Here is a 22,221-nt window from a genome sequence, read left to right on the forward strand (position 1 = left end):
CCGTTTTGGCGTTTCCCGCCTGGTGTCCCTTCTAGACTGGCAGCATGACTGGCGAAAAGAACCTCCAGACCCTGCTGGCAACCCTGAAACCGGTACTGCGGGAGGGGGAGTACGTCTACGTCCTGTGGCCGCATGGCAGGCCGCTAGAGCCCGGCATCGAAGCTGCCGTCCGTGAGGCCGAGGGCCTGACGGTCGTCCTGCCGCGGGAAAGGGCAGACAGCCTGGGGCTGCACTACGACTTTGTGGCGGCCTGGATCACCCTGGAAGTGCACTCTGCGCTGGAGGCTGTTGGCCTGACCGCCGCCGTCGGGAAGGCCCTGACCGACGCCAGGATCAGCTGCAACGTGCTGGCCGGCTTCCACCACGACCACCTGCTGGTGCCGGTGGCGGACGCACCACGCGCCGTCGAAGCCCTAGCTGAGCTGTCAGCGGCCAGCCGGCACGTGCCGCGGCCCGAGCTGCTGCTCAGGAACGAGACGGCCGCGGACAGGGACAAGATCCTCGCGTTGACGGGCGAGGCGTTCGCGGTCTCCCCGGTCACGGGCCTGCCGGTGGAGGGGGAGCCCGAGGAGGTGGACGTGCTCCGCCGACTCTTCGAGTGCGAGGACTACCTGCCCGGGTTCAGCGTGGTGGCGGTGCTCGACGACGAAATAGTCGGCCATGTGATCAGCACCCGCGGCTGGGTGGGCGACTACGGGTTGCTGGGGCTCGGGCCCATCGGGGTGACGCCCAGGCTGCAGCGCCATGGGATCGGCAGCGCCCTCATGAATGACACCATCGCCCGGGCCAATGCGGCGGGGGAGGGCGGGATTGCGTTGCTGGGCAGCACCGAATACTACCCACGCTTCGGCTTCGTGCCGGCTACAAGTTTCGGCGTCCTGCCGCCCGACGAAACGTGGGGCGACCACTTCCAGCTGCTCCCGCTGGCGGCCTGGCCCGGCGGGGTCCACGGGACGTTCCGGTACGCCGCACCGCTTGCGGGCGAATGACGGGATACCATTGACCGGGCGCCCCAGTAGCCCAATTGGCAGAGGCAGCGGACTTAAAATCCGCGTGTTGTGGGTTCGAGTCCCACCTGGGGTACAAATTCTCCCTAGGGAGTTCCTCCTGATGCGCCCTTCCGCGCCTCCCGCGTGATCTCAACAGTCCTCTCCCGTTCATTGATTTCGCATATGCAACGACTGTTATAAGGATGTGACCTCAGTCACTTATATCCGCCGAAGATATGCATTAGCTTGAAGTTAAATCAGGAACACCTGATCATCCGCGTCAAAGGCCGTTCGCACCTTTCGATCCAGGAGATTGTCAATGATTTCACTTTCCCCGGCGGCACCCCGTCTTGCTAAGCTCACAGCGCTTAGCGTCGGCGTCGCCTTTCTGGTTACAGCCTGTGGTGGTACCTCCACCCCGAGCTCGACAGAAACCACCACGTCAGCAACTGGGATCTCCTGCCCCGCTCCCGGCGCGGCCCCCGGAAGCACAGCAAAGGCAGGCGCTGGAGGCGCTGTTCCGCCTGCAACCACCGTCACGGAAACGCCGCTCAAGCTGGGTTCCCTGCTCCCCACCACCGGCTCCCTGGCCTTCCTCGGGCCGCCCGAAATCGCGGGTGTGAATCTTGGCGTCAAGGAAGTTAATGATGCCGGGGGTGTCCTGGGCAAGCCTGTGGAAGTGATCCACCGTGACTCCGGCGACACTAAGACAGACATCGCCACGCAGTCCACCAGTGCGCTCCTCGGCCAGGGCGTCAGCGCCGTCATTGGTGCCGCGTCTTCCGGTGTCTCCAAGACGGTCATCAACCAGATCACCGGTGCCGGTGTTATCCAGTTCTCGCCCGCCAATACTTCCCCGGATTTCACTACCTGGGATGACAAGGGCCTCTACTGGCGTACTGCGCCTTCAGATGTGCTGCAGGGTAAGGTCCTGGGCAACTACATGGCCACCTGTGGTGCACAGACTGTGGGCATGATCGTACTCAACGACGCCTACGGAACCGGCCTTGCCAGCAACGTCAAGTCCTCCTTCGAGGCAGCTGGTGGCAAAGTGGTTGCGGAAGAGCTGTTCAACGAGGGTGACTCCCAGTTCAGCAGCCAGGTGGACAAGGTCATCGCGGCCAAGCCTGACGCGATCGCCCTGATCACTTTTGACCAGGCCAAGAGCATCGTGCCGCTGATGACGGGCAAGGGTGTCAAGCCCACCCAGATGTTCCTTGTGGACGGCAACACCTCCGACTACAGCAAGGACTTCCAGGCCGGGACCCTGAAGGGCGCCCAGGGAACCATCCCTGGCACGTTCGCCAAGGAAGCGTTCAAGCAGAAACTGCTCGCCATTGATCCGGCACTGAAGGACTACAGCTACGCAGGTGAATCCTACGATGCTGTGAACCTGATCGCCCTTGCCACTGAAGCCGCCAAGAGCACCAGCGGCGTTGAGATTGCCAAGCAGCTCAAGGCGGTCTCGGAGTCGGGTGAGAAGTGCACCGACTTCGCCTCCTGTGTCACGCTGCTCCGCAACGGCAAGGACATCGACTACGACGGCCAGTCAGGTCCGGTGACGTTCTCTGACGCCGGCGACCCGACGGAAGCCTACATCGGCATCTACGAGTACCAGGACGATAACAAGTACGCACCGTCCAAGGAAGAATTCGGCAAGCTGTAAAGCCGCTTCCTCCACAAAGAACCCCCGCCCGGGTTGCACCGGGCGGGGGTTCTTTTTGTGTGCGCGAGGGGGTGAGGCACCCAGACGGCACCGGGGAACCACGGCAGGCCTGCAGAAGGGCCGCCACCGGACGGTGACGGCCCTTCTGCAGCTCCTGGCGGCGGCTGGACGGAGATGGCTTAGACCTCGTCCGCCAAGGTGCCGAGGTACAGCTGGATCACCTTGGGGTCCTTCATCAGTTCCCGCCCGGTTCCCGTGTAGGCGTCCCTTCCTTGGTCCAGCACGTAGGCGCGGTCGCAGATCTGGAGGCAACGGCGGGCATTCTGTTCCACCATGATCACCGAAACCCCTGCCCGGTTGATCTCGTGCACCCGCAGGAAGGTTTCGTCCTGCTTGACAGGGGAGAGGCCGGCGGAGGGCTCATCAAGGAGCAGGACGGCGGGCTCCATCATCAGCGCGCGTCCCATGGCCACCATCTGACGTTCGCCGCCGGAGAGCGACCCGGCCCGCTGGGCCCGGCGCTTGCCGAGCTCGGGGAACAGGCTGGTCACAAAATCAAAGCGCTCGGCGAAGTCTTTGGGGCGCTGGAACATGCCCATCTGCATGTTCTCTTCGATAGTCAGCGTGGCGAACACGTTGTTGTTCTGCGGGACGAATCCCACGCCCTTGGTCACCAACTTGTTGGCTTTGAGTCCGGTGATGTCCTGGCCACGAACCACAACGGTGCCCGAATGGACTTTCACCAGACCGAACATGGCCTTGAGAAGCGTCGATTTGCCGGCGCCGTTAGGACCAATAATGCCGATCAGTTCGCCCTTGCGAGCCTCGATATTGCAACCGTTGAGGATATTCACACCGGGAAGGTAGCCGGCAACGAGGTTTGTTACCTTGACGACCGAATCGTCGGTTGCTGCGCTACCGGCAGCGGGAGCCGCACTCGTGGCGCTCATTCTGTGTCCTTTTCTCTGCGACGTGGTTCTTCCGCACGATTCTCCTCGAGCTCCTGCTCGAGCACATCGATGGCGATGATGCCCGCATTCTCAGTACCGACAATCGATTCGTCGTCGGCCACCAGCTCGGCTGCAAGTTCCTTGATGCCCTCAGCGTCGCCAAGGTCCACGTCGTGATGGGCTCCCAGATAGGCATCGATGACTGCCGGATTCTTCATGACTTCGCCAGGGGGGCCCTCGGCAACGATCTTTCCTTCCGCCATCACCACCACCCAATCGGCAATATGGCGCACCATGTTCATGTCGTGCTCCACGAAAAGCACGGTCATGCCTTCAGCCTTGAGGTTCTTGATGTGGTCCAGGAGGGACTGGGTCAGCGCCGGGTTGACGCCTGCCATGGGCTCGTCCAGCATGACCAGCTTCGGCCTGACCATCAGCGAACGTGCCATTTCCAGGAGTTTCCGCTGGCCTCCGGAAAGCGAGGCAGCGTAGTCGTCCTTCTTGGCGTCCAGCTTGAACTTCTCAAGCAGGACGTTCGCCTGGGCAGTGATCTCCTTTTCCCGGCCGCCCCAGAGGCCCTTGAACAGGGCCTTGGAGAGGCGCTCACCGGGCTGTTCCGAGCCACCGAGCCGCATGTTCTCCATGACGGTGAGCTTGCCCATGACCTTGGTCAGCTGGAAGGTCCTCACCATCCCCATTCGTGCCACTTTGTAGGGTGAAACCCCGGCAAGGCTATTGCCTTCGAACTCCCATTTGCCGGAGTTCGGCATATCGAATCCGGTCAGCAGGTTGAAGAGGGTGGTCTTACCTGCACCGTTCGGGCCGATCAGCGCTGTGATCTTGTGCCGCGGGATCTCCAGGTATTCGACGTCGACGGCGTTGATGCCGCCGAAGCTGCGGGTGACGTTTGCCGCCACCACGATCGGATCGCGCTTCTTGCAGCCGGGAGCAGTGTCCCCGGCGGCAATCGGACGCGTGTCCGTCATGTAGTCAATTTTCTCCGACGGACGGGGTTCTTCGCTATGCGTGCTCATGCGAACGCCAGCTCCTTCTTGTTACCGAAGACGCCCTGGGGCCTGAAGATCATCAGCAGCATCAGTGCGACACCCACAAGGATGTAACGCAGCTGGCCGGCCTGGACTGTGTTCAGCCAGGTGACGGCGCCGGATTCGATCAGGCCGTACAGGATGCCCTGTGTGAGGGACAGCACCACCCAGAAGATCATCGCGCCGATGACGGGTCCCAGCACCGTGCCGAGGCCGCCGAGCAACAGGCAGGTGTACAGGAAGAACGTCAGCTCGGTGCCGTAGTTGGCCGGCTGGACTGCGCCGCGGGGGAGCGTAAAGATCATGCCCGCCAGGGCGCCGAGCACGCCACCGATGATGAGGGCCTGCATTTTGTAGGCATACACGTTCTTGCCGAGGGACCGGACCGCGTTTTCGTCCTCGCGGATGCCCTTGAGTACGCGGCCCCAGGGGCTCCTCATCAGCAGCCACACAAGGGTGCAGCAGATGATGACGAGGCCCCAGCCGACGATGCGGATGAAAAAGTCCCGGTTGTTCATGCCCATGTACGAACCCGCCGGGAACGGGTTCATGGCGTAGAACCCGCCTTCGAAGGCGGCCAGGCCGTTGGCCGAACCGGTCACGGCGGTCAGCTGGTTGGTCGTGACAATATAGCGGACGATTTCCGCGGCTGCGATCGTGACGATAGCCAGGTAGTCCGCGCGCAGCCGCAGGGTCGGTATGCCCAGGAGCATCGCGAAGATAGCCGAGCAGATCACGGCGATGACCAGTCCCACAAAGAAGGGCACACCAAAGGTGAGCGTCGAGATGGCGAAGCCGTAGGCGCCCACCGCCATAAAGCCGGCCTGGCCAAAGTTCAGCAGGCCGGAGTAGCCGAAGTGGACTGCCAGTCCGAGGGCCGCAAGAGCATAGGCCGCGGTGGTCGGGCTGAAGAGTTCGCTGGCAGCGCTGGAGAAAATGAATCCGAAATCCATGGCTGTCTCCTAACCCACGCGCTCGCGACGGCCCAGGATGCCCTGGGGCCGGAACAAGAGGACAACAATCATGATGAACAGTGCTCCCACATACTTGAGGTCGGCAGCGAGGCCGAAAACGGTGGTCAGCTCTACGAAGATGCCGACGATGATGGACCCGATGAGGGCGCCGAAGACGGTGCCGAGGCCGCCCAGGGTCACGCCGGCGAAGATGAGCAGCAGGATCTGCGAACCCATGTCGAAGGTCACGCCTGGCCGGTAGTAGGCCCACAGGATTCCGCCGAGGGAGGCGAGCATGCCGCCGGTGACCCAGACGATCCGGATGACCGAGTCGACGTCGATGCCGGAGGCGGCCGCCAACGCCGGGTTGTCAGCCACCGCGCGGGTGGCCTTGCCCAGCCGGGTTTTCAAGAGGACGATTCCGATCAGGGCGATCACCACTGCACTGATGATGAGCGACCACAGGTTGTTGGGAGAGATGGATACCGGACCCAGTTGGATCTCGGCGCTCTGGGCAAAGGGCAGTTGCTGCGTGGCGCCGCCAAAGTAGAACTGGATGACGTACCGGACGGCGAGGGCGAGTCCGATGCTGACGATCATCATGGGCACCAGGCCCGTTCCGCGGCGGCGAAGTGGCTTCCAGAGTCCGGCGTCCTGGACGTAGCCGAAGAGGCCGCCGCCGAGGAGCGAAAGGATCAAGGCAAGCCAGAAGGGGAGGCCTATGGCGTTAAAGGCGAAGACCAGTACAGCGCCCAGGGTGACCATTTCCCCATGGGCGAAGTTTGTCAGCCCCGTGGTTCCGAAGATCAGGGAAAGTCCCACGGAGGCCAGTGCCAGCAGGAGACCGAAGCTCAGCCCAGCAACGAGCCGGTTGAGGAGATTCTGGCCGAAGTCCTGCTGTTGCACCACGATGCCCTCACCGAAGGCGAAAATCACCGAGAGGTTGGAGGTCTGGCTAAACGTGACACTGCGGGGGTTATCCTGGCCTTCTGCGAGCTTGATGCCCTCTGGCAGGGTCGATTCGTCCAGCTCGATCTCATAGGTGCCCTGGACAGGGACACCGATGCTCCAGGACCCGTTGGCCGCGGATGTGGCGGTCCCTTCGAAGTCCCCGCTCCTAGCGGTTATGGTCACATCGGCGATGGGGGCGCGCGCGTCATCCCGAAGGAAGCCGCTGATGTTGTTCTGGAAGGTCGTAATCGACGGGGATGGTGTCGGAGACGGCGAAGTGGCTTGTGATGCCGGGGCGACGACGAGCAGTATCGCCACGACAGAGGCAAAGACGGCCCCTATCACTTTCAGCAATCCGCCCGGCCGTCTGTGCGGCGAGCCTTTGGGTGTACTTCTCAAAATTAAAATCCTCCACTTGGGTGGGGTGGCCAGGGATGCGCCATTGCAACCACTGCAAACGTCACGGGACGGATAGTGGTGCTTTCTGCAGGTTGGGGGCCTGATTGTGATATCCGTCACCGTGTGTGGTTTATGTTACAGCTCGTCAGAGGCAAATTTTAGGCTGGGGGGAGGCCGTCGGGTAGCGATCGCATAACAACTGCGTTACAGCCATGGCGCATTGGCAAAGTGTTCGCAAAGAAACTTCTGTTGATCAGCAGTATTCCTCATGGGGCGGCCTGGCCTACGCGCGGCCCGGGGGCGCGTGCGACCGTCCACTCGGATGCATCACGGTTGCGTTTCGGCGCCATGGATGGGGAACTTATTGAAGCGCGGGCACGTGGAAGTTGGTAACGTGAACCTTAAGTTCAGCAACCCACCCCCTTACTTGGAGGACACCAGCAATGGCACTTGGCGGAAACCCGATCTTCAACGGAAAGAATTTCCGTGGAGCCACCCAGGCACCGCCTGTCCCGCAGGCGCCCTACGGACAGACCCAGTACGGCCAGCAGCCTTACGGGCAGCGGGCTCCCGGCCAGGTCATGGATTCCCAGAACGGTTGGGGCCAGCAGCAGAACATGACCGATGAGCAGTTGCGCCAGATGTACAACCAGCCGGCCGCAGGTCCCGCGGACACCGGCCGGATGACGTACGACGACGTCATCGTCAAGACTGCTGCCTGCCTCGGAGTCCTGCTGGCCGGTGCCGCGGTGACCCTGTTCGTCAGCATGGGGCTGGCCAGCATCCTGATGATCGTCGGTGCGCTGGGCGGCTTCGTCCTGGCACTGGTCAACACGTTCAAGAAGCAGCCTTCGCCGGCCCTGATCCTGGCCTATGCCGGGCTCGAAGGCCTGTTCCTCGGCGGCCTCACCCGCGTGCTTGACCTGATGTACCCGGGAGTCGGCCTGCAGGCCGTCATCGGCACGCTGTCCGTGTTCACCGTGACGCTGCTCCTGTTCAAGAGCGGCAAGGTGCGCGCCTCTCCCAAGGCCATGAAGTTCTTTATGATCGCCCTGGTGGGTTACGGCCTGTTCTCCGTGGTCAACCTAGTCATGATGATGACGGGTATGACGACGGAACCGTTCGGCCTGCGCAGCGGCATCATTGGTGTTGTCATCGGCATCCTGGCCATTGGCCTGGCCGCGTTCTCCCTGGTCATGGACTTCACCAGCATCGAAGCCGGCGTTCAGAGCGGTGCGCCGCAGCGCTTCTCCTGGACCGCGGCCTTCGGCCTGACGGTCACCCTGGTCTGGCTGTACGTGGAGATCATCCGCGTCCTGGCCATCCTCCGCGGCGAGGACTGACAACAAAACCCGGCATCCGCCGTCGTAATTCGCACTCACAAGAAGAGGGCCCCACCGATGCATTTCGCATCAGGCGGGGCCCTCTTTTTGCGGTATCAGCGCTACGAAATGCGCATGGCTCCCTCTGCAGGGGTCACCGTGAAGATGTCAGGGGCCCTGTAGCCGGCTTCTTCGAAGGCACGCACGACGGCGGCCCGCACCTGCTGCTCCGACGTCACCGGGGTGAGCGCGATGGCGGCCCCGCCGAAGCCACCGCCGGTCATCCGGGCGCCGATTGCGCCGTTGGCGCGGGAGGTGGCCACCGCCAGATCCAGCTCCGGGCAGGAGATTTCAAAGTCGTCCCGCATGGAAATGTGACTGGCGTCCAGCAGCGCGCCGATGGAAATGGGGCCCGCACTGGCCAGCAGCTCCACGGTCTGCAGCACGCGGGTGTTTTCGGTCACGATATGGCGCACGCGCCGGTAGGTGACCTCGTCCAGGAGGCCGGCGGCTTCTTCCAGGTCCTCCATCCGGACGTCACGCAGTGCCTTGACGCCCAGGACCTCGGCGCCCAGTTCGCAGGACGCGCGACGGGAAGCGTACCCGCCGTCGGCATGGGAGTGGGAGACGTTGGTATCGATCACCAGCATCACCAGCCCTGCAGGTTCTGTTTCGAAGGGAACCAGCTGAACGCTCTGGTCGCGGCAGTCCAGGAAGACTGCGTGCCCCTTGGATCCGCGCAACGACGCTGACTGGTCCATGATGCCCGTGGGGGCGCCGACAAAGTCGTTCTCTGCGCGCTGGGTGGCGAGGACCATCTCCTCGGGTTCAAGCCCCGCTCCCGTCAGATCATTCAGGGCTGAGATGACCGCGCATTCGATGGCGTGCGATGAGGACAGGCCGGCGCCCAGGGGGACGTTGGAATCCAGCAGCAGGTCCACCCCCGGAACGGTGATGCCCTGCTGCTGCAACGCCCACATCACACCGAGCGGATACTTCGTCCAGCCCTTGGCGGAAGCCGCGTCCAAAGAGCCGAGGTCAGCGGTGACCATGCCGTGGTCACCATAAGTGGAGAGGAGCCTGACCATGGAGTCCGGACGGACTGCAACAGCCACCCGGGCGGTCCGATCGATCGCGAACGGGAGCACAAAACCCTCGTTGTAGTCGGTGTGCTCGCCGATGAGGTTAACGCGTCCCGGTGCCTGCCAGACGCCGTCGGGAAGCCTGCCGAACTCCTGCCCAAAGCGGGCGGCCAGGTCCGCCGTGCCGGGCTGCGCTGTATCCAGGTCCTCAGTGCCCGGTTCCGCCGGGTTGGTCAGAGGGGTCCGGGCAGTCGACGCGTCAGGGGAGGCGCTCACGCGTGTACTCCTTCAGGCAGGGCCCCCAGAGCAGCAGGGACGGTTGCTGCAGGGACGGGGCTGGACTCCGGAACCACCACGGCACGGAGCCGCTCCGCCACGCTTTCCGGGGTGGTGTCATTGATAAAGGCGCCCATGGCGGCTTCGGAGCCGGCCAGGAACTTGAGCTTGTCCGCTGTCCGGCGGGGCGACGTCAGCTGGAGGTGCAGGTAGCTGGCGGGGCGCAGGAGGTCGTCAAGAGGGGCCTGGTGCCAGGCGGAAATGTAGGGCGTCGGCGTCGGATACAGGGCATCGAGCCGTTTGAGCAGGTCAAGGTAGACATGGGCCAGTTCATCCTTTTCCTCACCGCTCAAGGCGGCCAGGTCGGGTACCTGCCGGTGCGGCACCAGGTGGATTTCCAGCGGCCAGCGGGCAGCGAACGGCACGTAGGCGCTGAAATTCTCGCCCTCCATCACCATTCGGCTCCCGTCCTCGCGTTCCGCCCGCAGAAGCGAGCCCGTCAGCGTCTGCCGCCCGTCGGACCCATCATAGAACTTGCGTGCGGCCGCTCCGATGACCCCTGCCCGGGGCGTGACGTAGGGGTACGCATAGATCTGGCCATGCGGGTGGTGGAGGGTGACGCCGATGTCGGCCCCGCGGTTTTCGAACGGGAACACCTGCTTGATCCCCGGCAGTTTGCTGAGGACTTCGGTGCGGTGCGCCCACGCCTCAACTACAGTCCGGGCGCGGGCCTCACCCAGGCCACTGAACGATCCCGTGTGCTCGGGAGTGAACGCCACTACTTCGCAGCGTCCGTACGCGGGTCCGGTGGTGCCCCAGGCCGGAGTGGACGGCACTGGGCCCACAGCCGGGCCCAGCGACGGGAAGCGGTTTTCAAACACCACAACGTCGTAGTCGGGTGCTGGGATCTCGGAGGGGTTGTTCAGTGTGGTGGGGCAGATGGGGCACTGGTCGGCAGGCGGGAGGTGGGTGCGGGACTGCCGGTGCGCCGCGACGGCCACCCATTCGTCGGTGAGGGCATCGAAGCGTACTTCGCCAGGCTCGCCGCGCTCGGGCAAGGGCCGGTGATCGGTGGTGGTGGCCGCCGTGCGGGGCTGGGCAGTGGCGCCGTCGTCGAAATAAATCAGCTCCCGGCCATCGGCGAGCGTGGTGGTGGTGATACCTGTCATGGCGGGGTCCTTTGCGTGCTGGTGCCGGAGGTGCCGGGCGTCCGTTGCCTCGATCATCCCATATTTCGCTCAAAAATGAATAGTTTCACACAAAAGAGAACATTTCGCGGTGATGGCAGGCTGTCCTTGCCCACTGTTACGGTGGTGCTCATGACTTCGAGTGCAACCCCGGACGCGAGCATTCCCGTCGGATTCCAGACCTACGCCACCGGCCGGCAGTACGAACTCCGCAGGGGTGACGCGTTGGCCGTTGTGACTGAGTTGGCGGCCGGCCTGCGGCTCTACAGCCGCGCCGGTGTCCAGCTAACCGAGACCTATGGGGACGCCGAGATTTCCCCCGGCGCCGCCGGGATCACCCTCGCCCCCTGGGCAAACAGGGTGGAGGACGGGCTCTGGTACCTGGACGGTAAGAAGCAGCAACTGGACATCACGGAGGTTTCACGGAACAACGCCAGCCATGGACTGCTCCGCAACTCCGCCTACAGCTTGGTTGATGAAGAGCAATATTCCGTGACCCTCGAGGCGACGGTCTTCCCGCAGCATGGCTACCCCTTCCTGGTGCGGCACCGTGTCCAGTACCTTCTCGGTGAGGACCTTGGCCTGGAAGTCCGCCAGACGCTGATCAACGATTCCAACACGTCAGCGCCGTTCGTCCTGGGCGCCCACCCTTACCTGCGGCTGGGCGACGCGGACGTGGACCACCTGACCCTGACCGTCGCCGCCGGCACCCGACTGGTGGCGGACCAGCGCCTGATTCCGCGGAGCTCGGAGCCCGTCAGCGGGGACAGTGACTTCCGCAGCGGCCAAACGGTGGGGGACCTTGAGATCGATGTCGCCCTCACTGACCTGACGTTCGACGGCGGTGCGGCCCGCCATGTGCTCAGCGCACCTGACGGCCGCAGTGTCACGTTGTGGCAGGACGAATCCTGCGGCTACGTCCACATCTTTGTGACAAGTGAGCTGCCCGGCAGGCCCAGGGCGGTGGCCATCGAACCCATGACCGGTCCAGCCAACGCCTTCAACTCGGGTGACGGGCTGCGCTGGCTCCCGGCAGGAGAATCGTTCACGATGACCTGGGGGATTGATGCTGTCCTGGGCGGGGCCGGGTAGCCGTTTCGCATAAGGGCCTGTGCTGAGGAAGTATTAGGCTATGACGCCAGCCGAGGACGCCACACCACCCGATTCAACGCCCACAGGCACGGTACCGGACACGGTCCGGCCTGTGGAACCCGTCCGTCCGGCCCGGGTGCGGGCGGACCGGGAGCTTGAGAAGGACATTCCCTACGGTATCCGGATCGCTGCTTCGTGGGCCTGGCGGCTTGGTCTCATCCTGTTGATGGCCGGCGCCCTGATTTGGCTGCTCAGCCGGATCAGCTTCCTGATTATCCCCGTTATGGTGGCCGCGCTCCTGGCCGGACTGCTGAGCCCGGTGGTGCGCTGGCTGCGGAGCAGGCGCCTTCCGAACGGCGCCGCGGTGGCCATCACGGTGCTGGGGTTCATCGGCGTGATTGCTGGCGCCCTTGCCCTGGTGGGTCGCCAGCTGGCCGCAGGATTCGGGGAACTGTGGTCCCAGGCGCTGACGGGCGTGAGGCAGGTCCAGGACTGGCTGGCCGAAGGACCCCTGCACCTCACCGCCGACCAGATCGACCAGTACCTCAAGGAAGCATCCGCCGCACTCCAGAACAACAGCAGCAGCATCCTCAGCGGTGCGTTGTCCTTCGGCAGCACCGCAGGCCACTTCGCCGCGGGAATGGTGCTGGCCCTGTTCATCCTGATCTTCTTCCTGCTCGAAGGCGACAGGATCTGGGCCTTCCTGGTCCGCCTCCTCCCGAAGAAAGCGCGTGCGGCAACGTTCGGTGCCGGACGCAAGGGCTGGGCTTCGATGGTCAGCTACGCACGGATCCAGATGTTTGTTGCGTTTGTTGACGCGGTAGGCATCGGCGCCGGCGCGGCCATCATCGGGGTGCCGCTTGCCCTGCCCCTGAGCGTGCTTGTGTTCATCGGTTCCTTTATCCCCGTAGTCGGTGCCCTGGTGACCGGGGCCATCGCCGTGCTCCTGGCCCTGGTGGCCAACGGGCCGGTCAACGCCCTGATCATGCTGGCTATCGTACTGCTGGTCCAGCAGCTGGAGAGCCACATCCTGCAACCCCTCGTGATGGGCAAGGCCGTGGCCCTGCACCCGGTGGCGGTCATCCTCTCTGTGGCGGCGGGTTCGTACCTTGCGGGCATCCCCGGCGCGCTGTTCTCAGTCCCCATCCTCGCCGTAGCAAACTCCGCAATTCGCTACATCGCGGCCAGAACGTGGGAACATGAACAGGTGCTGGCAACCCCCGGAGGGCCGGTGACGCCAGGTCCGGACCATGATGACTCCATCAGGGACGTCCGGTTGCCGGGCTTCAAGCCCAAGCGCGGCAAGGACGCCGCAGCCAGCACAGAAGCAGCCAATCCGGACGCCCAGGCCTGAAACATGAGCCAAGGCGCCGGAGCCGTATCCACCCAAGGAGCATAAGTCCGTGAACACCCTTGAAACCCTTCCCGTCACGCTGGACGATGTCCTGGAGGCGCAGAAGCTGCTCGAGGGGATTATTATGCGGACCCCGGTGGAATCGTCACGGGCCCTGGGCGGGATGGTTGGCGGCGACGTCTTCTTCAAGTGCGAAAACCTGCAGCGGGCCGGATCGTTCAAGGTCCGCGGTGCCTATGTCCGCATGGCCAAGCTCTCGGCTGAGGACAAAAAACGCGGTGTTGTGGCCGCGTCAGCCGGAAACCACGCACAGGGCGTGGCCGTAGCCGCCAAAAGCCTGGGCATCAAGGCCCGCATCTACATGCCGCTGGGCGTAGCCCTCCCGAAACTGGCGGCCACGCGCAGCCACGGTGCGGAGGTGATCCTCCACGGCCACAACGTGGATGAGGCCCTCGCCGAGGCGCAGCGCTACGCCGATGAGTCCGGCATGGTCTTTGTGCACCCTTTCGACAATGTTGATGTGGTGTCCGGCCAGGGAACCATCGGCCTGGAGATTCTCGAGCAGATCCCCAATGTGGACACCATCCTGATGGGTGTGGGCGGCGGCGGGCTGCTGGCCGGAGTTGCTGTCGCCGTCAAGGCCCGGGCCAGGGAACTTGGCCGGGAAATCCGCATCATCGGTGTCCAGGCCGAAAATGCTGCGGCTTATCCGCCGTCACTCGCCGCCGACGCACTGGTTCCGCTGAAGAAAGTGTCCACCATGGCTGACGGCATTGCGGTGGGGCGGCCCGGACAGCTGCCCTTCAGCATCATCCGCGAGCTGGTGGATGACGTTGTCACGGTCAGCGAGGATTCCCTGGCGCGGGCCCTGATCTTCCTGCTGGAGCGGGCCAAGATGGTGGTGGAACCCGCCGGGGCGGTTGGAGTTGCGGCCTTGATGGACGGCAAAATCGAAAACCCCGGGACCACGGCCGTGATCCTGTCCGGCGGCAATATCGATCCGATGCTGATGCTTAAAGTCATCCAGCGGGGCCTGTCCGCCGCCGGGCGCTACATGACAGTCCGGATGATGCTGGATGACCGGCCGGGCTCGCTGGCCACCATCGCCCGCATCATCGCCGAAAACGATGCGAACGTCACGGGCCTGGATCACACGCGTGTTGGCGGCTCCATCAGCATGGGCGACGTTTCCATCACCGTGAACCTCGAAACCAAGGGCCACGAACATTGTGAGCAGGTCCTCGGCGCCCTTCGTGCCGAGGGTTTCCAGCCCATTGTGGTGCATTAGGAGCAGCCATGCTTGACGCGATGGGGGACGGAAAGCCGCGGAACCGGGAAACCACAGCCTCGCGGGCGAAGGGCGGACTGTTGGTGGCCGGCGGCTTTGTGGCCGTGCTCTTTGTGATCGAACTGTTCAACATGCTGACCCTGCATGCCCTGAACCGGACTTTCGGGCTCCGGCCCCGGTCCGCGGACGGGCTTCTGGACATCCTGACGTTCCCGCTGCTGCACGCCAATCTGAACCACCTGCTGTCCAATGCCCTGCCCCTGATCGTCTTCGGCTTCCTGGTGTTCCTCTCCGGCGTGAGGGTGTTCCTGACGGCCCTCGGGTTCAGCTGGCTGGGTTCCGGACTGACAGTGTGGCTGATTGGCGACGGCGGCATTACCGTTGGCGCCTCCGGCCTGGTTTTCGGATTGTTCGCCTTCCTCCTGGTGCGGGGTTTCTTCAACCACAGCTGGCGCCAGATCCTGCTCGCCGTGGTGCTGTTTATGGTCTACGGAGGCATCCTGCTGGGGGTGCTGCCCATCATGGGCAGCTACATCTCCTGGCAGGCGCACCTCGGCGGCGCGGCAGGCGGAGTTGTCGCTGCCCTGTTGCTGCGCCCCAAGCACGCAAGAACGCCGGCCCCCTGACGGGGACCGGCGTTGGCCAGGCTTGGTTGGCCTGAAACGATCAGTGTGAAGCGTCAGCCTGCGTAAGGCTTGGCGGAGAGGATCTCCACCGTGATGTCCTTGCCGTTCGGAGCCGTGTAGCTGAGCTTCGCGCCCTCTTTGTGGCCGACGATTGCGGCGCCGAGGGGTGACTTCTCACTGAACACGTCCAGGTCTGAATCGCCGGCGATTTCGCGGGACCCCAGCAGGAATGTCTCTTCGTCGCCTGCGATCCGGGCAACAACGAGCATGCCTGGCTCCACAATGCCGTCGTCAGCGGGGGACTCGCCCACGTGGGCATCGCGCAGAAGGGCCGTCAGCTGGCGGATCCGGGCTTCGATCTTGCCCTGCTCTTCTTTGGCTGCATGGTAGCCGCCGTTTTCCTTTAGGTCGCCCTCTTGCCGGGCAGCTTCAATCTTCTGGACGATCTCCGCACGGCCAGGGCCGGAAAGGTGGTCCAGCTCTGCCTTCAGGCGGTCAAAAGCTTCCTGGGTGAGCCAGGCTGCAGGCGCGCTGTTGGTGGTAGACACGGACTTCTCCTAATGGTCGTACATGCAAAAGACCCCGCAACGGTGGCCACGTATGGAACTCAGCAACCAGCTCAGCGGGGTAAAGGTATTGACCCATTGTAGTCAAAACTCTGGACATACCCAACCCGGGATGGGGCATAGATCACACGGCGCTACGTCCCGGCACTCGGAATCCAGCAGTCGTCCACCACGCCGGAAACTGACAAGGACTCCGTGCGGAGTGTCACGCGCTGCGAAACTGTCCTGCCGCCGTCGGCCGTTCCGTCAGCTTTCCCGGGCGGGATGTCCACTACTTTCCAGCCCACCACGGCGAACTTGGAGTCGAGGGCCTTGACGGCGCACTTGACGGCCGTCCCTGGTTCCCTGGTGACCTGGAAATCAACCTCGGTCGCCGTGGCATCGGTGGTGCTGAAACCGATGTCCTTGAACGTCACGTCAGAGCCGGCTGAGGACGTGGAGACCCAGGCCATAAACCCCACTCCGGCCGCCAGCGCCGCTACGGCAATGCCACGTTTGACCGCACGCGGGAGGGGCTGCTTTTTACTGCCATAACGATTGGCTAGGCTAGTGTCTGCAGGCGGGGACGCGGCGGGCTGATCCTGGGTAGTCACCAGTCCAGTTTAGTTCGGTTCCAGGCCGTGGCCGTCCGGGCCGGATCAGCACCCCCAGCACAGCTGTCCCGTCCGTCCAGTCATGCAAGTCCTCAGTCCAATGGCCGTCACAGCAGCCGCAGAAGAATAAGGAGCCGTCCTCGATGACAGCGTCCACCAATACCCCGGCAACGCTGAGGCTGCTAGCCGTGCATGCTCACCCGGACGACGAGTCAAGCAAGGGTGCCGCGACCATGGCCATGTACGCCGCCGCCGGAGTGGAAGTCATGGTGGCCACCTGCACCGACGGATCCCGCGGAGACATCCAGAACCCTGCCGTGGAAGCCGAGCCGCATCCCAAGCGGGACATGGCCGGGGCGCGCCGGCTGGAAATGGACCAGGCGGCCAAGGTATTGGGCATCCAGCAGCGCTGGTTGGGATTCACGGACTCCGGGCTGCCCGAGGGCGATCCGCTGCCGCCGCTGCCTGCCGGATCCTTCGCCGTCCAGCCGCTGGAGCGCGCCGCGGCGCCGCTGGTGCGGCTGGTCCGGGACTTCAAGCCGCAGGTGATCGTCAGCTATGACGAAAACGGGGGATACCCGCACCCGGACCACATCATGGCGCACCGGGTGGCAGTGGAGGCATTTGCGGCTGCGGGTGACCCCAGCAGGTATCCCGACGCCGGAGCGGCCTGGGAACCCAGCAAGCTCTATTACGACAGGGCCTTCAGCCCGGACCGGTTCCGCGCACTGCATTTTGCCCTCGAGGAAGCAGGCCTGCAGTCCCCGTACGCCCAGCGGCTGGCCGCGTGGCTGGAAACGGACGCGGAAGGCCACACCCCGCCACAGGGTGCCCATGCCACCACCACGCAGATCGACTGCGGGGACTTTTTTGAGGCCCGCGACGACGCACTCCGCGCGCACCGGACGCAGGTTGATCCGCTGGGCTTCTTCTTTGCCGTGTCGGCCGAGATGCAGCGCCGCGTGTGGCCGTGGGAAGACTACTCCCTGATCGAGTCCAGGGTCCCCGCGGAATTGCCCGAAAAGGACCTTTTCGCCGGGCTAAGATAGAGCGGCAGCATATTCTATGCCGTGTAGAAAAGCAGTGGGCTGGTCCGGACCCCGCGGACCCGCCTCCGGAATCCCCGGCTGGCTGCCCATCAGTTTCCACAGAAGGTTTGAACCGTGCACCACTTGCTCCTCGCCCTGACCACCACGCCCTCACCGCTGCCGACGCCCGGCCTGCGTGAGGGCATCTCCGAGGACCAGATCACCCCGGGCCTGTGGGGCTTTATCATGACGGCTTTCTTTGTGCTGGCCACCACGCTGCTGATTGTGGACATGGTCCGCCGCATCCGCCGCGTCCGCTACCGGGCGCAGGTGGAAGAGGAACGCCAGGCAGCGGCCGAGGCCGCGGACATTGAAGCTGCGGACGGCCACGACGGCCTCGGTGTTGCCGGCGACACGGATGCGTCCGGCGACAAGGCAGGCCTCGAAGACAACGGTCGCGGCCAGGCCGCCGACCGGCCCCAGCCCCGCGACTGAAGCGGGCCGGACCCCCGCGTTCCTATCGGCCTCGACAGTTCAGCTGAGGACTGCGATGGCGATCGCCGTGAAATGTGCTGCGAAGGCCAGAACCGTCAGGGCATGGAACAGTTCGTGGAAGCCAAAGTGTTCGTAGCTGAAGTTGGGTTTCTTCAGCGCGTAGAACACGGCGCCGGTGATGTACAGTACGCCGCCCACACAGATGAGGACGGCGGCGGGGACGCTGGCCGCGAAGAACTCAGGCAGGTAGAACAGCGACCCGCAGCCCAGGGCGATGTAGATGGGCACGTACAGCCAGCGCGGCGCGTCCGTCCACAGCAGCCGGAACAGCACGCCCAGAATGGCCCCGGACCAGATGACCCAGAGCAGCAGGACCGCCTTGGGCTGTTCCAGCAGCGACCAGGCCAGGGGAGTATAGCTGCCGGCGATGACCAGCATGATGTTGGTGTGGTCCAGACGCTTGAGGACAATCTTCACGCCCGGAGACCAGTTGCCGCGGTGGTAGATGGCACTGATGCCAAAAAGCAGGACGCCGGTGGCAGCGTAGATGGCCGAGGTGATCTTGCGGTCCGTAGTGGGGGCGAGGACCACGAGGACGAGGCCCGCTGCCAGGGCCAGCGGAGCCGTGACGGTGTGGATCCAGCCGCGCCACTTGGGCTTGATCATCAGGAGCTCGGCCAGCCGGACGGCGGCGTCGTTCAAGGGGCTGTGGCCGTGGTCCGCCGAGGGCGCGCGGGGGCCGTCAGGAGTCTGGCTGTTCATGGCTTCAGAATATCCTCTCTTTGGATAAGTTACTCATGGGTAACAATCATGGCAGGTCATCCGGGAACGTCCCGTCACGCCGGTCCCGGTCCCGGACGGTAGCCTAGGATGTGCAATGCCGTCGAACAGCAACGGAAGTCAGGTGAGTCTCCTCGTGGAATTGCGCGGGTTCCTTTATGGCTTCTACGAGAGGCGGCTGCTCAGCGAGTTGGCCGGCGGCCGCATTCCCAATCACATCGGCGTGATGGTGGATGGCAACCGCCGCTGGGCCAAACAGTTCAACGCACCCACCAGCCAGGGCCACCAGGCCGGCGCGGACAAGATCCATGAATTCCTCGGATGGTGCCAGGAGCTTGGGGTCAAGGTGGTCACGCTCTACATGCTGTCCACGGACAACATGAGCCGGTCCAGCGAGGAGCTGGACCTTCTGATGGGGATCATTGCCAACACCCTGGACCGCCTGGACGATGACGCCAACATCTCGGTCAACGCCATGGGCGCCCCCGAGCTCTTGCCCGACTACCTGGCGGAACGGCTCAACAAGCTCACTGCCCGCACTCCGGTACGCGAAAAGATCCACGTCAACGTTGCGGTGGGCTACGGCGGACGCCGCGAAATCGTTGACGCCGTGCGGGAGCTGCTTCACGACGCCGTCGCCAAGGGCTCTGACATTTCGGTGCTCGCTGACACCCTGTCCGTGGACGATATTTCCCGTTTCCTCTACACTCGCGGCCAGCCGGATCCGGACCTGGTGATCAGAACCTCCGGGGAGCAGCGGCTGTCCGGGTTCCTGATGTGGCAGAGCGCGTACAGCGAGTTCTACTTTTGCGAGGCCTTGTGGCCCGCCTTCCGAAAAGTGGACTTCCTCCGCGCCCTTCGGGACTACGCCGGCAGGCAGCGGCGCTTCGGGACCTGATCCGGCCGGTCCGTTCATCCGGAATTCACAAGCCGGTAACAGGAATCGCCGACGGATGGCACCGGAAATTACTGGGCAGGGATTTACGTTATATCCATCAGCAGGCAAATACGCCGGCTGATCGGGGAGGCCAGTACATGGAGCGAATTTCGCACCGGTTGTATGGGAGGCCGGACCCGGCCTCCAGGCCGAGCCGCCTCACCAATAACAATTCCGGGCGTGCCCGGGGCTGGAGTCGATGTGGCTAATTCTGAACAACTGCCCGAAGCCGTTTTTGACCAGGGACAGAAAGCTACCTCTCGCGCCACGCGAGCCACCTCACAAACCGGTGCAGCAGACGAAACATCTGCGGCCGGTTTTGCTGTCTCCGGAAGGGACGCCACCATTAGCACGTTCGTCATTGACACCTCCGTCCTGCTCTCGGATCCACGGGCGCTGCTGCGCTTCGCCGAGCACGAAGTCATTGTTCCGATTGTTGTCATCACGGAACTTGAGGGGAAACGGCACGACCCCGAACTGGGCTATTTTGCCCGCAAGGCGCTCCGGCTGCTCGATGATCTCCGGGTGAAACACGGTGGCTTGAGCAAACCCATCCCCATCGGAAACGAGGGCGGCACCCTCCTGGTGGAGCTGAACCACATTTCCGCCGACGTGCTCCCCTTGGGTTTCCGCAGCGGAGACAACGACAGCCGCATCCTGGCTGTGGCCAAGAACCTGGCCAATGAAGGCCGGAACGTCACCGTGGTGTCGAAGGATCTCCCCATGCGGGTCAAGGCCTCCGCCATGGGACTTACTGCCGACGAATACCGCAACGAGCTCGTGAAGGATTCGGGCTGGACCGGCGTCGCGGAGGTGGAAGCCAGCGAGGAAGAAATTTCCACCCTGTACGGCCACGAGCCGGTCTTCATTCCCGCGGCCGCGGAAATGCCGGTCAACACCGGGCTGGTGATCCTCTCCAACCGGGGCTCAGCCCTGGGCCGGGTGGGCGCTGACAAGCAGGTGCGGCTGGTCAAGGGGGACCGGGACGTATTCGGGCTCCACGGACGATCGGCGGAACAGCGGCTCGCAATCGACATGCTGATGGACCCCGCCGTCGGAATCGTTTCGGTTGGCGGACGGGCCGGCACCGGCAAATCCGCGCTGGCCCTGTGTGCCGGTCTGGAAGCCGTGCTGGAACGCCGCGAGCACCGCAAGGTGATCGTCTTCCGTCCGCTCTACGCCGTGGGTGGACAGGAACTTGGCTACCTGCCCGGCTCCGAGTCGGAAAAGATGAACCCCTGGGCCCAGGCGGTCTTTGATACGCTCGGCGCCCTGGTCAGCCAGGAAGTCGTGGAGGAAGTTATGGACCGAGGCATGCTCGAGGTCATGCCGCTGACCCACATCCGCGGCCGTTCCCTTCACGACGCCTTCGTGATCGTCGACGAGGCCCAGTCGCTCGAGAAGAACGTCCTCCTCACCGTGATGAGCCGCATCGGCCAGAACTCCAAGATCGTCCTCACCCACGACGTCGCCCAGCGTGACAACCTGCGCGTCGGTCGGCACGACGGTATCGCCGCCGTCGTCGAAACCCTGAAAGGACACCCCCTCTTCGGCCACATCACCTTGACCCGTTCCGAAAGGTCACCGATCGCAGCCCTGGTAACAGAGCTCCTCGAAGGCGCCGAAATCTAGACCTGCGTTCCGTTAGGTGAGGGGCCGTGGTTCCGTTCGTCGGGCCACGGCCCTTCTCCGTCGCTTAGACACCTCCCGCCGCTTTGCTACGGTCGCTGGGCGACCTTCGCGCCGCTTTGGTCGGCGATGCGCTCCTACGAGAAGGCCCGCGGCCCTCCTTGAACGGCGGTGACCGGCGCACACGTCAGGTGGGGGTTCTTCGCGTAGGAGCGCATCGCGGCGCATCGGGCCCAGAGGTCGCTTAGCGACCGGCGGAGCCCCTATGCGTCGTGTCTAAGCGACGGCGAAGGACCTCTACCTGGCGGACCCAACCACCCTCAGCCGACGCCGAGGAACTTGGCTGCCGCTTCGTGGCCCTTCACTTGGAGGGTCCAGTCGGGGCGTTTGAAGGTTGCGGGCGTGAGGCGCACTTTTTGGACTTCGACGGCCTTGCCGCCCCAGGATTGCCTGTTGGTGCCGTTGAGTTCGTAGCCGAGGGAGCGGGACACGCCCAGGGAGGCGGCGTTCCAGGCGGCGGCTTCGGATTCGGCCACTTCGGCGCCGAGCCAGTCGAACGCGTAAAGCGCGACGGCGGCCCGCATCTCCGTGCCGAGCCCTTGGCCGTGGAGGGACTGCTTGAGCCAGGAGCCGGTGCTGACGGTCTTGAGGGTGGCAAAGTCCTTGGCACCGATGTCCTGGCAGCCGATGAATTCGTCCTGGTACCAGATGCCAAGGAGCAGGGTCCAGTCCTCGGGTGTGGCCTGGCCGCGGCAACGCCAGTACCACTGCGCCATGTTGTGCCCTAAGGACTCCGCCGGCAGTTCCGTCCACGGAGTGCTGAAGGGGCTCCGGCCGGGTTCGTGGACTCCGCTGGCGGCCGCTGCAACTGCGGCGGGAATGTCGGCGTCGGCGATGGGACGCAGCACCAGTCGGGGTGTGGTCAACTCGAGGCCGACGAGGGGCCAGATGGAAGTCAGCGCGGTCATCAGGGAAGCCTAGCCCAGGACGGGCCACGGGAGTCTGTCAAACG

General features: G+C 64.1%; 21 protein-coding genes and 1 tRNA gene. 12 read left to right on the forward strand and 10 right to left on the reverse strand.

Annotated features, from left to right (window positions below; all coding sequences use genetic code 11):
• The first annotated feature begins 44 nt into the window (after positions 1-44).
• The 3 genes from NG698_RS00730 to NG698_RS00740 all read left to right on the forward strand — a co-directional run bounded on the left by NG698_RS00730 (position 45) and on the right by NG698_RS00740 (position 2,655).
• The gene (locus NG698_RS00730) at positions 45-989 is read left to right on the forward strand and encodes an N-acetyltransferase (RefSeq protein WP_252607802.1); all 945 of its coding nucleotides are present in this window, start codon (positions 45-47) and stop codon (positions 987-989) included.
• A 20-nt stretch (positions 990-1,009) separates the two neighbouring features.
• Positions 1,010-1,083: transfer RNA gene (locus NG698_RS00735), tRNA-Leu, on the forward strand.
• Between the two features lie 225 nt (positions 1,084-1,308).
• Entirely contained in the window at positions 1,309-2,655 is a 1,347-nt protein-coding gene (locus NG698_RS00740; RefSeq protein WP_252607803.1) for an ABC transporter substrate-binding protein, read from the forward strand.
• A gap of 179 nt (positions 2,656-2,834) precedes the next feature.
• Here NG698_RS00740 and NG698_RS00745 read toward each other — a convergent pair whose 3' ends face one another.
• From NG698_RS00745 to NG698_RS00760, 4 genes are read right to left on the reverse strand one after another with little or no spacing between them, the layout of a single operon-like run.
• Positions 2,835-3,605 (reverse strand): ABC transporter ATP-binding protein, encoded by a 771-nt coding sequence (locus NG698_RS00745; protein ID WP_252607804.1) that lies wholly within the window; start codon positions 3,603-3,605, stop codon positions 2,835-2,837.
• Positions 3,602-4,639 (reverse strand): ABC transporter ATP-binding protein, encoded by a 1,038-nt coding sequence (locus tag NG698_RS00750; protein ID WP_252607805.1) that lies wholly within the window; start codon positions 4,637-4,639, stop codon positions 3,602-3,604. Before NG698_RS00750 ends, NG698_RS00745 begins: the two co-directional genes overlap by 4 nt.
• The gene (locus tag NG698_RS00755) at positions 4,636-5,604 is read right to left on the reverse strand and encodes a branched-chain amino acid ABC transporter permease (protein ID WP_056343518.1); all 969 of its coding nucleotides are present in this window, start codon (positions 5,602-5,604) and stop codon (positions 4,636-4,638) included. Before NG698_RS00755 ends, NG698_RS00750 begins: the two co-directional genes overlap by 4 nt.
• 9 nt (positions 5,605-5,613) lie before the next feature.
• Complete coding sequence (locus NG698_RS00760) at positions 5,614-6,897, reverse strand: branched-chain amino acid ABC transporter permease (protein WP_374210052.1); 1,284 nt, start codon at positions 6,895-6,897, stop codon at positions 5,614-5,616.
• 500 nt (positions 6,898-7,397) lie between these two features.
• Between NG698_RS00760 and NG698_RS00765 the strand changes: the two genes are divergently transcribed.
• Positions 7,398-8,297 carry a Bax inhibitor-1/YccA family protein gene (locus NG698_RS00765; RefSeq protein WP_252607806.1) on the forward strand — a complete coding sequence of 300 codons (900 nt, stop codon included), beginning with the start codon at positions 7,398-7,400 and terminating at the stop codon, positions 8,295-8,297.
• A 101-nt stretch (positions 8,298-8,398) separates the two neighbouring features.
• Here the strand turns inward: NG698_RS00765 and galK are convergent, their stop codons facing one another.
• Positions 8,399-9,562 (reverse strand): galactokinase, encoded by a 1,164-nt coding sequence (gene galK / locus NG698_RS00770; protein ID WP_252607898.1) that lies wholly within the window; start codon positions 9,560-9,562, stop codon positions 8,399-8,401.
• Positions 9,563-9,630: 68 nt separating this feature from the next.
• On the reverse strand, positions 9,631-10,803 hold the full coding sequence (galT, locus tag NG698_RS00775; RefSeq protein ID WP_252607807.1) for a galactose-1-phosphate uridylyltransferase: 1,173 nt from the start codon (positions 10,801-10,803) through the stop codon (positions 9,631-9,633).
• 150 nt (positions 10,804-10,953) lie between these two features.
• Here galT and NG698_RS00780 point away from each other — a divergent pair, with 150 nt between their 5' ends.
• Genes NG698_RS00780 through NG698_RS00795 form a run of 4 tightly spaced genes read left to right on the forward strand, consistent with a single transcriptional unit; the run spans position 10,954 to position 15,181 of the window.
• Positions 10,954-11,913, forward strand: a complete 960-nt coding sequence (locus NG698_RS00780) for an aldose 1-epimerase family protein (protein ID WP_252607808.1) — start codon at positions 10,954-10,956, stop codon at positions 11,911-11,913.
• A 40-nt stretch (positions 11,914-11,953) separates the two neighbouring features.
• Complete coding sequence (locus NG698_RS00785; protein WP_252602378.1) at positions 11,954-13,267, forward strand: AI-2E family transporter; 1,314 nt, start codon at positions 11,954-11,956, stop codon at positions 13,265-13,267.
• Between the two features lie 49 nt (positions 13,268-13,316).
• The gene (gene ilvA, locus NG698_RS00790) at positions 13,317-14,555 is read left to right on the forward strand and encodes a threonine ammonia-lyase (protein ID WP_104060985.1); all 1,239 of its coding nucleotides are present in this window, start codon (positions 13,317-13,319) and stop codon (positions 14,553-14,555) included.
• An 8-nt stretch (positions 14,556-14,563) separates the two neighbouring features.
• The gene (locus NG698_RS00795; RefSeq protein WP_252607809.1) at positions 14,564-15,181 is read left to right on the forward strand and encodes a rhomboid family intramembrane serine protease; all 618 of its coding nucleotides are present in this window, start codon (positions 14,564-14,566) and stop codon (positions 15,179-15,181) included.
• Positions 15,182-15,234: 53 nt separating this feature from the next.
• Here the strand turns inward: NG698_RS00795 and greA are convergent, their stop codons facing one another.
• Both greA and NG698_RS00805 read right to left on the reverse strand, forming a co-directional pair.
• Entirely contained in the window at positions 15,235-15,729 is a 495-nt protein-coding gene (gene greA, locus NG698_RS00800; protein WP_056343498.1) for a transcription elongation factor GreA, read from the reverse strand.
• 152 nt (positions 15,730-15,881) lie between these two features.
• A complete protein-coding gene (locus NG698_RS00805; protein WP_252602373.1) occupies positions 15,882-16,340 on the reverse strand; it encodes a DUF4307 domain-containing protein in 459 nt (152 codons plus the stop codon).
• Between the two features lie 143 nt (positions 16,341-16,483).
• Here NG698_RS00805 and mca point away from each other — a divergent pair, with 143 nt between their 5' ends.
• The gene (gene mca / locus NG698_RS00810; protein WP_252602371.1) at positions 16,484-17,389 is read left to right on the forward strand and encodes a mycothiol conjugate amidase Mca; all 906 of its coding nucleotides are present in this window, start codon (positions 16,484-16,486) and stop codon (positions 17,387-17,389) included.
• A gap of 114 nt (positions 17,390-17,503) precedes the next feature.
• Positions 17,504-17,863: a hypothetical protein gene (locus NG698_RS00815; RefSeq protein WP_252607810.1), complete on the forward strand. Its 360-nt coding sequence runs from the start codon at positions 17,504-17,506 to the stop codon at positions 17,861-17,863.
• A 39-nt stretch (positions 17,864-17,902) separates the two neighbouring features.
• Here NG698_RS00815 and trhA read toward each other — a convergent pair whose 3' ends face one another.
• A complete protein-coding gene (gene trhA / locus NG698_RS00820) occupies positions 17,903-18,625 on the reverse strand; it encodes a PAQR family membrane homeostasis protein TrhA (protein ID WP_240484314.1) in 723 nt (240 codons plus the stop codon).
• Positions 18,626-18,779: 154 nt separating this feature from the next.
• Here trhA and NG698_RS00825 point away from each other — a divergent pair, with 154 nt between their 5' ends.
• The gene (locus NG698_RS00825) at positions 18,780-19,541 is read left to right on the forward strand and encodes an isoprenyl transferase (RefSeq protein ID WP_252602442.1); all 762 of its coding nucleotides are present in this window, start codon (positions 18,780-18,782) and stop codon (positions 19,539-19,541) included.
• Between the two features lie 240 nt (positions 19,542-19,781).
• Positions 19,782-21,212 carry an RNA 5'-3' helicase PhoH2 gene (gene phoH2 / locus NG698_RS00830; protein ID WP_252602367.1) on the forward strand — a complete coding sequence of 477 codons (1,431 nt, stop codon included), beginning with the start codon at positions 19,782-19,784 and terminating at the stop codon, positions 21,210-21,212.
• 317 nt (positions 21,213-21,529) lie between these two features.
• Here phoH2 and NG698_RS00835 read toward each other — a convergent pair whose 3' ends face one another.
• A complete protein-coding gene (locus NG698_RS00835) occupies positions 21,530-22,177 on the reverse strand; it encodes a GNAT family N-acetyltransferase (protein WP_252607811.1) in 648 nt (215 codons plus the stop codon).
• Positions 22,178-22,221 lie beyond the last annotated feature (44 nt).

It is taken from the genome of Pseudarthrobacter raffinosi (genome assembly GCF_023913735.1).
GTDB lineage: Bacteria > Actinomycetota > Actinomycetes > Actinomycetales > Micrococcaceae > Arthrobacter > Arthrobacter raffinosi.